This window comes from uncultured Bacteroides sp., from assembly GCF_937912035.1.
Lineage (GTDB): Bacteria > Bacteroidota > Bacteroidia > Bacteroidales > Bacteroidaceae > Phocaeicola.
In genome coordinates this window covers 1-13,622 of record NZ_CALDPF010000031.1, presented here as the reverse complement: position 1 = coordinate 13,622, position 13,622 = coordinate 1, and the positions used below count along the sequence as shown (strand labels likewise).

The following is a 13,622-nucleotide window of genomic DNA, read 5'->3' as shown; positions in this document are numbered from 1 at the left end:
ATGCGCTTTGACATCTTAAAGACATCAAAGCGCATTTCTTTTTATAAAAACAATAAGTACAATTATACAAGCTTGTTAGAACATGTATCAGGGAAAATAACCGAAGGCTTGAAAGTCTTGGCTTCCTCGAAATCCATAAGAGCGTATGAGATTATTATCACAATATCTCCCACCTGTACTCTACGCGCAGCAGCCCCATTAAGACAAATACAACCAGAACCACGCTCTCCAGGAATTACATAAGTCTCAAATCTTTCGCCGTTATTATTATCAACAATATGTACTTTCTCTCCAGGAATAATGTTTGCAGCATCCAACAAATCTTCGTCAATAGTAATGCTACCAACATAATTCAGGTTTGACTGAGTAACAGTGACACGGTGTATTTTCGATTTTAAAACTTCTATCATCATAACTACATAGAATTTATTCTTTATATTTTATATTATCAATCAATCTTACATCGCCACAGAACACTGTAATACATCCAACAATGTAAGCACTATCATTCCAATCTGTAACAGGTTGTAAAGTATTACCATCAACTATCTCAAAATATTCCAGCTGCAATCCGTCAGCCTCTGCAATATAGTTTTCAACATACAGTCTGGTTTCTTCCAATGTATGCTTCTTGGCAAATTCAAGACTACTGAACAAGGCTTTAGATATCTGTAAAGCCTGTACTCTCTGTTCCGAGGAAAGACGAGCATTTCTACTGCTCAACGCCAATCCGTCAACCTCACGCACAATAGGACATCCTACAATCTGAAGATTGAAAGGATACTTACGAACCATCTCACGAATAATGGCAAGCTGCTGGAAATCTTTCTCACCGAAATATGCCCTGTCAGGCTCTACGATCAAAAACAGTTTGCTAACAATTTGGCATACACCATTAAAATGACCAGGACGATACTTACCCTCCATTACTGTATCAAGCGGTGCATAAGAGAACTGGCGTGTATCAGGTTCTGGATAAATTTCTTCTACAGAAGGAGCAAAAACAAATGCCGCACCATGTTTCTCCAACAAAGCACAATCCGCTTCGAGAGTTCTCGGATATTTCAACAAATCATTTTTGTCATTAAACTGTGTCGGATTGACGAAATCGCTGACCACTACTACATCATTTTCCTTAACAGCACGCTTTACCAAAGAAGCATGACCGTCGTGCAAAGCACCCATAGTAGGGACCAAACCTATTGACTTTCCTTGCTTACGAACTGCCTGCAACTCATTGCGCAGTTCACTGATTGTCTGAATTAACTTCATTTCTTCTTATAGTTTATACTATTCTTCTATATTAGTCTATACACAGAGCTATTATATAGTTCCTGAAATCGGGTGCAAAGTAAACCATTATTTACCACATAATGAAAGATAAACATAAAAAAGTGCAGTATTTATCATCTATCCACACTTAAAACACAGAAAAAACATACCATTTACATTAAAACAATAAGCTAATTAACATACTATAAGGATTTATTTGAAACAGCATTTTTAAATATACCCTTTTTTTTGTACCTTTGCAAAACATTTTTGAGCATTAAATAATAACATGAGCGCTAAGAAAGTTTTATTCATTACACAAGAAATTACTCCTTACGTACCTGAAAGCGAGCTTTCGCTTATCGGGCAAAATCTTCCACAGGCAATTCAAGACAAAGGTCGTGAGATACGAACATTTATGCCTAAGTGGGGTATCATAAACGAACGCAGAAATCAATTGCACGAAGTAATCCGACTGTCTGGAATGAACTTGATAATTGATGATACAGACCACCCTCTTATTATAAAAGTGGCATCTGTACAAGCAGCACGCAGACAGATATACTTCATTGATAACGATGATTATTTCCAGCATAGACTTATGACAACAGATGAGAATGGAAATGAATACGAAGACAATGGAGAAAGAGCAATATTTTACGCTAGAGGTGTACTGGAAACTGTAAAGAAACTACGTTGGTGTCCGGATGTTATTCACTGCCATGGGTGGATGAGTGCTGTAGTACCACTATACATAAAAAAAGCGTATTACGACGAACCTTCATTCCGTGACTCAAAAGTGGTATTCTCTATTTACGATGATGGATTCAAATCAAACTTTGTGGAAAATTTCAATGAACAACTAAAGTTCAAGGAAATAACATCCGATGATTTGAGCATGATAAATAATCCTGTATCATACACAGAACTATGTAAACTTGCTATTGCGTACTCAGATGGAGTAATACAAAATGGTGAGAATGTAAATCCTGAATTGCTGGATTATGCTAGAAGTTTGAACAAACCGGTGGTGGAAAACCAACAGGGATTCGAAGCTTATGCTGATGCATGCAACTCTCTGTATGATAAGGTTTTGGAAGAAAATGAATAAATTAATCCATAATGAATCAATGTAGATTTACGCTGCATTGATTCATTTTTATAACCAATATATAACAGTATGAAATTCAAGTTATTGGCTGTATTATCTCTTACAGCGGCACTCTATAGTTGCGATGACTCCACAACAGGTATTGGAGATTTCGTTTCAAACATTGACAAAATAGAAGCTTATTCCGACACATACAAGGTTACCTCGAAAACTCACAAACTGGAAAAAGTATATTCACGTACTAATAAAGCATATTTGGGTAAATATACAGATTCTGACTTTGGACAATATTCTGCAGATTTCATAACCCAAATCAATTGCCCGGAAAACTTCGAACTACCAGAGCATCTGAAGGAAATTACTGGAGCATCACTTGAGTTGTACTATACAGATTTTTATGGTGATTCACTTGCTACACTTACTGTTCAAGTAGATACGCTGAATAAAATTATAGAAGATAGTGATACTGGACTTTACTATACATCATATGATCCAAAAGGATTTTACGATGAGACAAAAACTCCATTAGCTACAAAATCTTATGCAGCCGTTGACTTGTCGGTAAGTGACTCATTAAGAAATACCGATACATACTATCCTAGCATAAACATAGATTTAGGTAAAGATTTCGGTAAATACATAGAAACCCAGTACAGAGCCAATAAAGATAATTTTAAAGACGCTTATTCATTTATTAATAATGTATTGAAAGGATTTTATGTACACACTATTCAGGGCGACGGTTCAGTAGTGTATATAAAAGATATATGGTTAAGATTGAATATTGACTATCTTGTTGAAAGAGAATCAACTGGCGAATTAGACTCTGTAGCTCATGGTAATTCTATACTTGCAGCCAGTAAAGAGATTCTGATGTCTACAAGACTGGAAAATTCAGAAAGACTTGATGAACTGGCAAATGAAAAAGGACATACATATCTAAAAACGCCAGCTGGACTATGTACAGAAATAGAATTACCTATTGACGAAATTTATAATACACATCAAAACGACACACTTAATTCTGTTACTCTGTCAATAAAAAAATACAGATTTGCGGGAAATGAAAATTCAGGAAATTATCCAATGGGCATTCCTCAAAATGTATTAATGGTTAGAAAAGGAGATATGAACACCTTCTTTGAAAATAACAAAACTTACGATAATAAGACATCGTTCCTTGGAACATATAGCAGCAACACTAATTCATATACATTCTCTAAGCTCAACCGTCTTATAAGTAATATTTTCACAGAAATCAGATCTGGTGAGAACGACTCTGAAGACAGAAATAAAGTAATGCTAATTCCTGTAACTACAGAAACTGATGCCGAAGGAAATATCATAGGTGTTTCGCATGATATGGAAATAAATGCAGCAAGACTATTTGGTGGAGAAGAAAGCGAAGAAGATCTTAAAATTGAGGTTATATACACAAGACCTGTAAAATAATTACTTTAATAAAGCTTTATAATAAAAAAACATGTGACATCAGATTTGAAATTGTGTCACATGTTTTTTTTATTATAATCTACTAATGTAAAAACATAAAAATTAAGGCTACCCAAATAGGCAGCCTTAAAATATCATTTAACACTATTACAATCACTTACCAGAATCTACTGTTTTCTTTGCTGTTGATTTGGCAGTCTTTTTAGTGGTAGTTGAAGCAGTCTTCTTAGCAACAGGTTTATCTGACTTTGCCAGTTTCTTTTCAGCATCAGCTAGCTTCTTCTGTAATTTTGCAACTTCATCATTAAGCTGAACTAATTCCGCACCCTGGTTCTTAATTGTTGTAAGCAAAGAGCCCAATTCTTCATTATCCATATCAACAGGATAAAGTGAATTTACACGCTTAATAAAATCACCAAGAATATTCATATAGTTAGTGAAAGCGTCAAAAGGAGAATCATAGATTCCACGATTGAAAGCAACTCCACTATCTTTTGTTGTCATAAAGCGGAAGTTATTGCTAGCCTGCAGATAATCCCAATCCTGCTTGATTCTCTTATCCTGACACAAGTAAACTCTTTCAGCCACACTATAAAGCTTGTTGAAAGCTTCACGCTGCATTACGTTACCCAACCATGGACTGATATCTCTTTCCTCGTCAACCCAAGACATCGGATAAGGAACATCCATAGCATCTACAGATTTTAGTTTTGACACAATTTCTGTAGGAGTAGAGAAAGTTATACCTTTCTGTTTAGCACAGATAGGAAGAGCCTTTATAAAGTCGAGGATATTTGAAGACAATGGCTGGAAATATCCAAGAGCTGACAATTCCATAAATATATTTATCACTTGTTCGCTTTCTGGCATAGAATCAATCCAACCAATATATTTATCCGCAAACAGAGGATATTCGCTCCAATCACTGTTAGAGAAACGAAGACTTATATCATCAGAAAGTTTGAAGTCTCTCATCAAAAGTTTCAAATTTGGATTCTCTACGCAATGATAAAGGTAGTGAGGGCTCTTCCAACCAAGAACATGCTTTGCTCCTTCTATAAGCATTCCCTTAAATCCCATATTGGCTACCATACCACCAATCTCGTTGTCGTAAATCAAGCTTGAGTTACGGAATACTTTTGGTTCCTGGCCGAAATAGTCCTTGATTTTCTTGCGCATACGGGTAACTTCTTCCTTGAAACAATCTTCATTTGCCAATGAAGAAAGCCCGTGAGAATAAGGTTCGCACAAGAATTCACAACATCCGGTATTATTTAATTCATGTAATAATTCTATTACTGACGGTGCATAGATTTCCAATTGTTCAAGGGCAACACCAGAAATGGAAAGAGCTACTTTAAATGCTCCTTCATTTTCTTTTGCCATCTGAATAAGGGTATTCAAAGCCGGAATGTAAGAACGTTCAGCTATCTCATTAATACCCTGTTCGTTGGCAAAATCATCATAATAATAATGATCTGAGCCTATTTCAAAGAAACGGTAACGTTTCAAATGTATTATTTGATGAATCTCAAAATATAAACAGATTGTTTTCATATCAACTTAAGACTAATATTTTACTTATTATAATTTCTCAGAACATCTTCATACAAAGAACGAACCTTCAGACCCACTTTTTCCCAAGTGATTCCGTCAACTTCGGCCTTTCCTTCTTTCTGAAGATACTCAAACAGTGATTGATTTGTACATATTGAATATATGGCATCTGCCATAGCATGAATATCCCAATAATCTGTCTTTATAACTTTACTTAGGATTTCACCACAACCTGACTGTTTGGAAATAATAGAAGGTGTTCCACACTGCATAGCTTCCAATGGAGCAATACCGAAAGGTTCGGAAACAGAAGGCATAACAAAAACATCACTGTTTTTATAAACCTCATATACCTGTTTACCTTTCATAAATCCAGGGAAGTGGAAACGATCAGCAATACCTCGTTCTGCAACCAGATTAATCATAGCATTCAGCATATCTCCAGAACCTGCCATCACGAAACGAATGTTACGTGTACGTTTCAATACCATAGCTGCCGCTTCAACAAAATATTCCGGTCCCTTCTGCATTGTGATACGTCCAAGGAAAGTAACAATCTTTTCTTTAGAGTGATCCGGACGTGGTATATCCTGATATTCCTGCGACAATGGATAAACTGCATTATGCACGGCAAATACCTTTCTAGGATCTTGATGATACTCGTTAATGACAGTACGACGAGTCAACTCGGACACACACATTATACAGTCGGCATAATCCATACCGTTCTTTTCAATTGAATAAACAGTAGGATTGACTTTTCCGCGTGAGCGGTCAAAATCTGTAGCATGAACATGAATACATAGAGGCTTTCCGCTAACCATTTTTGCATGAACACCAGCCGGGTATGTCAACCAGTCGTGAGCATGAATAATATCGAATTGCTGCTGTCTTGCAACAACACCTGCAATGATTGAGAAATTATTTATTTCGTCATGCAAATTTCCAGGATATCCGCCTGCAAACTCCATACATCCCAAATCGTTGACATTCATGTATGAGAAATCAGCATATATCTTATCGCGGTATGCATAATATTCCTCAGGCGTCATTTTTGCATGCAGACGAGATTTAAGATAATCGTAATCCACATCACGCCATACTATAGGCACTTGATTCATACCAACTATTTTCAGGAATCCTTCCTCATCGCCAGTCGGTTTAGGCATACAAAACACTGTTTCAACATCGCCTTGTAAACTTAGTCCCTTGGTTATACCATAGGAAGCGACAGCAAGACCGCCGTATATTTTTGGAGGAAATTCCCAACCAAACATTAAAACTTTCATAAAACTCCTCCTTCTTTATTGATTCTCAAATTTATCCAACAAATACAAGCCACGAAGAATTTCCGCAACGTTCATTGCAAATGAAACTGCTCCCCTACCTTTAAAAGGTGGATTACCGTCAAACAACTCTGGAAGTGTTCCCAGACAGTGACACGTCATTTCATCCTCATAGCTAACAAACTGTCTCCACAAGAAAGAGATAGCGCTTCTCTTATATATTTTCAAGTAAGCCTCCATGTAGAAACCTTCAAGCCAAGGCCATGCAGTACCCTGATGATATGCATAGTCTCTCTGCATCTGAGGTCCTACATAGTTAGGATTGTAGCCTCCACTTTTCGGACTCAACGAACGAAGTCCCTTAGGAGTAAGCAATTCTTTTGTAACAATATCTATTACACCCTTTTTCTGTTTTGCATCAAGTGGAGAATAATCAAACGCTGCTGCAAAAATCATGTTAGGGCGGACACTCCAATCCATCATATCACCATCAACGAAATCCAACAGATAACCATATTCATTCAAGAATGTATCAATAAATGATTTTCCGGATTTTTCAGACAAAGATTTCAAACGGTAAGAGAAGTCATTATCTCCAACTTCAGCCATTATATCAGCGGTGAAACACAATGCATTATACCAAAGAGAATTGAATTCTACTATATATCCCGTTCTTCCCACAACAGGACGACCATTCACTGTAGAGTTCATCCATGTAATAGCATTGTCTCTGCCGTTTGCATATACCAATCCGTTATCTCTTACTTCAAGATTAGGATGTCTACCATCAAGCAAATATGTCATGATATCTTTCAACAATCCAAGATACTTTTCTTTAGCAGCATCTCTTGAAACCATCTTTGCATATTGCTGTATTGTCCAAACAGCCCATAAAAGGACATCTGGATGATAAATCTCATAAACTTTCAATGTAGATTTCTCACCATTCATAAATGCATATATAGCTTTTATGGCAGTCTCCATTATCATCTCAAATTTTGAGACCTCTCCAATAGACAATGTAAGACCTGGCAACGAAACAAACATATCTCTGGCACGACACTTGAACCAAGGATAACCAGCCAAAATATATGATTCACTATCCTGTTTATTCAAAAATTGGTGAGCAGCATTGATAAGACAGTTTTTAAAGTCTTTCCTAGGAGTTCTCTGTTCTGCTTCATCTGCAAACAGCTGATTCAATTTAGAAGTATCTACAGAAGAAATACCACCTGAGAATGTAACACTTTCACCTTTACTTATCTTAAATTCAAAATAACCAGGGACATAAAGATCCTCATTAAAATCATAACCACGTTCCTGCTCCTTGGGATATTCTATACCTCTGTACCAATCCGGAATGAAATGGAATTCGTTTTCCTTACTGAACTGCATATACAACTCAGGATAACCAGGATACATACGTGTCTTGATTCCATTATCTATCACATCATATTCCCTACTAGCCTGTGAATTCTCATGAGTATATTCTCTTACACTTCTGAAAGCCAGATAAGGGCGTAATCTTAATATTGTTTCAGAATGTGCGTCAACTAAAGTATATCTTATTAGAATACGGTTTTCATGATGAACGAAGACCTTTTCTTTCTTCAAGATTACTCCACCAACACGATACCATGTTGTAGGGACTTTTTCACACTCATATTCACGGATATATTTATGACCGCGCGGACTGAAATTATCTCCATGATATTTATGAAGTCCCAGGTTAAATTCAGCACCATGCTGTATTACTGTCTCATCCATTGCCGACAACAGTACATGATTTTCGTCATCCAATTCAGGTACAGGAATAACTAACAGTCCATGATACTTGCGAGTATTACAATCTACTATTGTAGAACAATGGTAAGCCCCGGAACGATTTGTACGAAGAATCTCACGCGGTAAAGATTCTTCCAAATTCGTCATAAGAGTTTTATCAAAACGTAAATAACTCATAGATGTTATATTAAGGTTATTAAATAGTTCAATAAATATGTTATAAATCTCACCCCAAAATTAGTAATTAAAAAATCAAATCAAAACGTAAAACACGTTTTTTTTCAAAAATAGTTACTTTTTTCCAGCAAATAAAAAATCATTACTGAAATACTTATTATAAATATGTTAACGGGCATATTTATAATAAGTACCAATATAAAAAAATCCCGGATTAACCGGGATTTCATCATGTTATATATTTTAATCTATTATATCGAAACCGCAATACGGAACCAAAGCTTTTGGTATTCTAATACCCTCAGGAGTTTGATTATTCTCCAACAAAGCTGCAACAATTCTTGGTAAAGCAAGAGCCGAACCGTTTAATGTATGACAAAGTTCAGTCTTCTTGTCTGCATTTCTAAATCTACATTTCAAACGGTTAGCCTGATAAGTATCAAAATTAGAAACAGAACTTACTTCCAACCATCTCTGCTGGGCTTCTGAATATACTTCGAAGTCATAACATATTGCAGCTGTAAAACTCATATCACCACCGCAGAGACGAAGTATTCTATATGGAAGTTCCAACTTCTTCAACAATCCTTCTACGTGATCCAACATTTCCTGATGAGACTGTTTTGAATGTTCAGGTTTGTCTATTCTTACCAACTCTACTTTAGAGAATTCATGCAAACGGTTCAAACCACGAACATCCTTACCATATGAACCTGCTTCGCGACGGAAACATTGAGTATACGCACAATTCTTTATTGGCAACTGCTTTTCGTCTAGAATCACATCCCTATAGATATTTGTCACAGGAACTTCAGCTGTAGGTATCAAATACAAATCATCTAGGTTACAATGATACATCTGACCTTCTTTATCTGGCAACTGACCTGTACCATAACCAGAAGCAGCATTTACAACTGTAGGAGGCATGATTTCTTCATATCCTGAAGCGCGTGCTTCATCAAGGAAGAAATTAATAAGGGCTCTCTGCAATCTGGCGCCCTTTCCTTTATAAACAGGGAAACCAGCACCTGTAATCTTTACACCTAGATCGAAATCTATCAAATCATACTTCTTTGCAAGTTCCCAGTGTGGCAACGCATTCTTTGGAAGCTCAGTTTCCATACCACCATGCTTTACAACCACATTATCTTCTGCGCATGAACCTTCAGGCACTTCATCGTAAGGAACATTAGGAATAGTATATAAAATTTCCTGCATTTCTTCAGAAGCCTTATCCATTTCAGCCTGCAATGTCTTGCTAGCTTCCTTGAACTCGGCAACCTTATTCTTTGCAGCTTCAGCTTCTTCTTTCTTGCCTTCTTTCATCAGCATTCCAATACTCTTTGAAAGAGAATTTACCTCAGCAAGATTTTTATCTAATTGATTCTGAGCGTTACGTCTTCTATCGTTGCATTCCAAAACTTTTGCTATCGCTTCTTTTGCATTTGCAAAGTGTTTCTTCTCAAGTCCACGAATTACCTTATCGGTATCCTCTGTAATTTGTTTAATAGTGAGCATATTTTTCTACTTTTATAAACGTTCCATATAAAAAGATATGCAAAGATATATTTTTTTTATCAATTATACAGAGAGACCAAACTTTTTAATCAGAAAACAGGCAAAGTATATACTAATCCTAAAGAAATGCGTTGCTGATTATAGCTATTTGCTCCATACTTTCTTGCAATATCAGTCAGATGAATGTTTTTGTGAAGCAAATGAAGATATACTATCAATTCGCTGTCTGACATAGGATAATACTCAGCACAGAACTGTACATTCCATGTTCTTCGATAGTTGCCTGCCTGAAATTCTTCAGATGATTTATAAATATTTCCTAGTTCGTATGCTCCTTTTACATATAAGTTGAGATGAGGAGAAACCCTATAATCAAGATTTGCTATCGTAGTAAAATACTCAACATTCCTTGCTGTAACTGCAGTATTATCTTCAGTATCATAAACAGATGTCACTAGTCCCTTTGAATCCAAACCTTCGCGAGAATACATAAAATCAATATATCCGAGAAAAGGCTTTTTATCCCATACGTTTCCACAAGTAAAATAAAAAATATTCTTTCCCTTTGCCAATTGTCCGTATGAAAGTGAATACCTCAGCTGCATGGCGCGGTCAACAAAAAAACCCTCCCAGTTTACTGTGCCTAAAACAGGAATTTTAGAATCCTCTACCCCTACTGGTAGTTTATACATAAATTGATCTTCTATAGTCGAATTTCTATTATTTGTGACCTGAAAATTCAACATCTGATTTTGGTTGATACTATATGCCATATTCAATCCTACCTGATAGGCTGGTATGGTATTATTGAAATCAGAATAATGCCTTACTTTAATCGCATTAACCCAACATTCATATCCACTGAACTGTACAGGCTGCTTACCCGCAGTGAGATGCCAACGATCACTCAGCTGCCACCCAACCATAGCTAATTCCACCGAACCGGCAAGGTTATCCAACGGAATATTAGGATTTGTATATTTATTGAACGACTGTCTAAAATGATATGAAAACTTCTCCCTGAAAGCTCCAAGAACTTCCAATCTGACACGATGTACCTTAAAAGCCATATTATCGAATGAGCCATTGGTAAATGCCGCATCAGCAGCAGTGCAAAACTGGATATTCATGTTAGCCCAGTCAATGTCACGTCTGCCATCAGTCACACGCTGAAGTAATGTTTTCTCTTCAGCAGGCACTAAAGAAAAATCCTGAGCATTCAAACCGACATTTACTCCACTGAACAAAAACAATACTATTACTAAAAAACAATTACAACCGGAAGAGAATACTTTAAGCATAAAATATAAATGATTATTATTATTAATTAACAATGGTATAGTACAAAATGTTCAACAGAAAATTTGACTATCGTGGTATTATCAATGTAAGTGCCTCAGGCATTATAGAAACCTCAAAGGGATAATGCTTATCGGTCCATATACGTCCGTCAATGCTTATTTCTGCATTTCTGGCACGAAGGATTTTTATCGATTTAGTTCTGTACGGCTTAACAATCTTATGATTCAACAATCGTCCCTGCTGAAGCATCCACAACCCGGAAATGAGTTCCCTAAGTTGTGGTCTGTATATAACTGATACATCTAGCCAACCATTATATGGAACAGCGCTAGGAGTAAGCCCATACCCTCTACAACTGCCGATACAAACAGCCATAATTCGTCCTTTAATATGTTCATTATTAAGTTTAATATGCATCCTATGCAATTTTCGTTCGAAGGCCACTAAAACCAAAGACGACAAATACGATATAAGTGGAATTCCCCAAAAACGTTTTGTTTCATTAGTTATCATCACTATTCTAGCTCCCAAGCCCATATATACAGCATTCAAAAAATATCTGATGACATGAGTTTCCCCATTAAAATATTCCAATGCACCTACATCTACCTTCCTAAGACGTCTGTTAATAAGCACATCAACTGCCCCCTTATAATCGTCAGAGTCAAGCCCCCAATATTTTGCAAAATCATTTCCGATACCGTTAGGAATAATACCAAATGCTATTGAATGCTTATTTTCTACCTCCGACTGCATTATCCCGTTTACAGCATCATTTATAGCTCCATCACCTCCTACAACAACAATAGTCCTGTACCCATTATTAGCCAACGTTTTGGCCAGACGTTCTACAGAACCAAAACCTTCAGATTGCACATAGTCATACATTACATTCTGACTATCCATATATTCACGGATCTTAGCCCACCTCTTTTGAGCTTTTCTACTTCCGGCCTTGGGATTGTAAATTACTCCCCATCTGTTAGGTTCAACTGCCATAAATTTCAAAATTTTATTATAATATAAATTACCTAATATCCATCATACATTCATCAGACTTCTAATTGCCTCAATTTTCTGTTTCATACTCAATTCCGCATTAATCCAGTTGATCGTAAATCCTCTTCTTTCCATACCTCGAAACCAAGTCATCTGACGTTTAGCAAATTGATGAATTGCTGTTTCCAACTGCATATACATATCGTTGTAAGTTATTTTGCCTGTCACATAAAGAGTAAGATACTTATATTCCAATCCATAATAAATAAGATCTTCTGCAAGAACTCCAGAATCCAATAATCTTCTAACCTCATCTACCATCCCTTCATCTAGTCTTTGGCGTAAACGGTCGGATATTTTCTTTCTTCTAAGTTCACGGTCAATGTCCACCCCAATAATTAAACTATTTAAAGCAGGAAAGCTGCGTGCCTCTACATTATTTTTCAAATAATATTCTTCTATTTCGATAGCTCTTATTGCACGCTTAGTAGTATCAACATCTGTAGAATTATGCAACTTCTTATATTTTGACAGAATTTCCGTTAGTTCATCCAACGATTTACCAGCAAGTTTCTCCCTTAATTCACTATTTTCAGGTACAGGTATAAGCTTGTATCCCTTTAAAACAGACTCAATATACATTCCAGTACCTCCACACAATATTACATTCTTACCTCTGGATGTTATATTCCCGAATGCGTTTAAGAAATCTCTTTGGTATTCAAATACATTATATTTATAACCAGGATCAGCTATATCAATCAAATGATATGGTACAGTATATCCACCAATTACATAATCTTTCAAGTCCTTTCCTGTACCAATATCCATTCCACGATATATCTGTCTGCTGTCACCGCTAATAATCTCTGCATCAATTTCTTTGGCTAAAGAAGCAGCCAGACTTGTTTTTCCAGATGCGGTAGGCCCCAATATGGTTATAAAATCATATTTCATATAGTAATTATATTTATTCTTGAAAATTATGTCTACAAAGATAGTTTATTTTACTTTAAAGATACAAAATGAGCATAAAAAAAGAGCCACCCTGAAAATCAGAGTAGCTCTTCATATTTGGTTTCGTATTACTTATTAGCAGTTTACAGAAGCCATGTGAGCGATCAAATCCAATACTTTGTTAGAGTAACCGATTTCGTTGTCAT

Annotated in this window: 11 protein-coding genes; 2 read left to right on the top strand and 9 right to left on the bottom strand. The window is 36.2% G+C overall.

Features of this window, described 5'->3' with window-relative positions; translation table 11 throughout:
* Positions 1 to 62: 62 nt before the first annotated feature.
* Positions 63 to 413: an aspartate 1-decarboxylase gene (panD, locus tag Q0486_RS05705; protein WP_299231096.1), complete on the bottom strand. Its 351-nt coding sequence runs from the start codon at positions 411 to 413 to the stop codon at positions 63 to 65.
* Positions 414 to 426: 13 nt separating this feature from the next.
* On the bottom strand, positions 427 to 1,272 hold the full coding sequence (panC, locus tag Q0486_RS05700; RefSeq protein ID WP_299231094.1) for a pantoate--beta-alanine ligase: 846 nt from the start codon (positions 1,270 to 1,272) through the stop codon (positions 427 to 429).
* 289 nt (positions 1,273 to 1,561) lie between these two features.
* Between panC and Q0486_RS05695 the strand changes: the two genes are divergently transcribed.
* On the top strand, positions 1,562 to 2,383 hold the full coding sequence (locus tag Q0486_RS05695) for a glycogen/starch synthase (RefSeq protein WP_299231092.1): 822 nt from the start codon (positions 1,562 to 1,564) through the stop codon (positions 2,381 to 2,383).
* A 69-nt stretch (positions 2,384 to 2,452) separates the two neighbouring features.
* Positions 2,453 to 3,835, top strand: coding sequence for a DUF4270 domain-containing protein (locus Q0486_RS05690; protein ID WP_299231090.1), 1,383 nt, complete (start codon positions 2,453 to 2,455; stop codon positions 3,833 to 3,835).
* 153 nt (positions 3,836 to 3,988) lie between these two features.
* Here the strand turns inward: Q0486_RS05690 and Q0486_RS05685 are convergent, their stop codons facing one another.
* The 7 genes from Q0486_RS05685 to miaA form a co-directional block, all read right to left on the bottom strand.
* The gene (locus tag Q0486_RS05685) at positions 3,989 to 5,392 is read right to left on the bottom strand and encodes a glycoside hydrolase family 57 protein (protein ID WP_299231088.1); all 1,404 of its coding nucleotides are present in this window, start codon (positions 5,390 to 5,392) and stop codon (positions 3,989 to 3,991) included.
* 20 nt (positions 5,393 to 5,412) lie between these two features.
* Positions 5,413 to 6,681 (bottom strand): glycosyltransferase family 4 protein, encoded by a 1,269-nt coding sequence (locus Q0486_RS05680; RefSeq protein WP_204393049.1) that lies wholly within the window; start codon positions 6,679 to 6,681, stop codon positions 5,413 to 5,415.
* A gap of 15 nt (positions 6,682 to 6,696) precedes the next feature.
* Complete coding sequence (locus tag Q0486_RS05675; protein ID WP_299231075.1) at positions 6,697 to 8,640, bottom strand: glycogen debranching enzyme N-terminal domain-containing protein; 1,944 nt, start codon at positions 8,638 to 8,640, stop codon at positions 6,697 to 6,699.
* Positions 8,641 to 8,883: 243 nt separating this feature from the next.
* Positions 8,884 to 10,158, bottom strand: a complete 1,275-nt coding sequence (gene serS, locus Q0486_RS05670) for a serine--tRNA ligase (RefSeq protein WP_299231073.1) — start codon at positions 10,156 to 10,158, stop codon at positions 8,884 to 8,886.
* 89 nt (positions 10,159 to 10,247) lie between these two features.
* On the bottom strand, positions 10,248 to 11,459 hold the full coding sequence (locus tag Q0486_RS05665) for an OprO/OprP family phosphate-selective porin (RefSeq protein WP_299231071.1): 1,212 nt from the start codon (positions 11,457 to 11,459) through the stop codon (positions 10,248 to 10,250).
* Positions 11,460 to 11,526: 67 nt separating this feature from the next.
* Positions 11,527 to 12,459, bottom strand: coding sequence for a YegS/Rv2252/BmrU family lipid kinase (locus Q0486_RS05660; RefSeq protein ID WP_299231069.1), 933 nt, complete (start codon positions 12,457 to 12,459; stop codon positions 11,527 to 11,529).
* A 42-nt stretch (positions 12,460 to 12,501) separates the two neighbouring features.
* Positions 12,502 to 13,416, bottom strand: coding sequence for a tRNA (adenosine(37)-N6)-dimethylallyltransferase MiaA (miaA, locus tag Q0486_RS05655; RefSeq protein ID WP_299231067.1), 915 nt, complete (start codon positions 13,414 to 13,416; stop codon positions 12,502 to 12,504).
* Between the last annotated feature and the right edge of the window lie 206 nt (positions 13,417 to 13,622).

Excerpts from the sequence above, each read along its gene's own strand:
- panD (WP_299231096.1), bottom strand. The coding sequence starts at position 413 with ATGATGATAGAAGTTTTAAAATCGAAAATACACCGTGTCACTGTTACT.
- Q0486_RS05660 (WP_299231069.1), bottom strand. The coding sequence starts at position 12,459 with ATGGCAGTTGAACCTAACAGATGGGGAGTAATTTACAATCCCAAGGCC.
- panC (WP_299231094.1), bottom strand. The coding sequence starts at position 1,272 with ATGAAGTTAATTCAGACAATCAGTGAACTGCGCAATGAGTTGCAGGCA.
- Q0486_RS05685 (WP_299231088.1), bottom strand. The coding sequence starts at position 5,392 with ATGAAAACAATCTGTTTATATTTTGAGATTCATCAAATAATACATTTG.
- Q0486_RS05695 (WP_299231092.1), top strand. The coding sequence starts at position 1,562 with ATGAGCGCTAAGAAAGTTTTATTCATTACACAAGAAATTACTCCTTAC.
- Q0486_RS05690 (WP_299231090.1), top strand. The coding sequence starts at position 2,453 with ATGAAATTCAAGTTATTGGCTGTATTATCTCTTACAGCGGCACTCTAT.
- Q0486_RS05665 (WP_299231071.1), bottom strand. The coding sequence starts at position 11,459 with ATGCTTAAAGTATTCTCTTCCGGTTGTAATTGTTTTTTAGTAATAGTA.
- miaA (WP_299231067.1), bottom strand. The coding sequence starts at position 13,416 with ATGAAATATGATTTTATAACCATATTGGGGCCTACCGCATCTGGAAAA.
- serS (WP_299231073.1), bottom strand. The coding sequence starts at position 10,158 with ATGCTCACTATTAAACAAATTACAGAGGATACCGATAAGGTAATTCGT.
- Q0486_RS05675 (WP_299231075.1), bottom strand. The coding sequence starts at position 8,640 with ATGAGTTATTTACGTTTTGATAAAACTCTTATGACGAATTTGGAAGAA.
- Q0486_RS05680 (WP_204393049.1), bottom strand. The coding sequence starts at position 6,681 with ATGAAAGTTTTAATGTTTGGTTGGGAATTTCCTCCAAAAATATACGGC.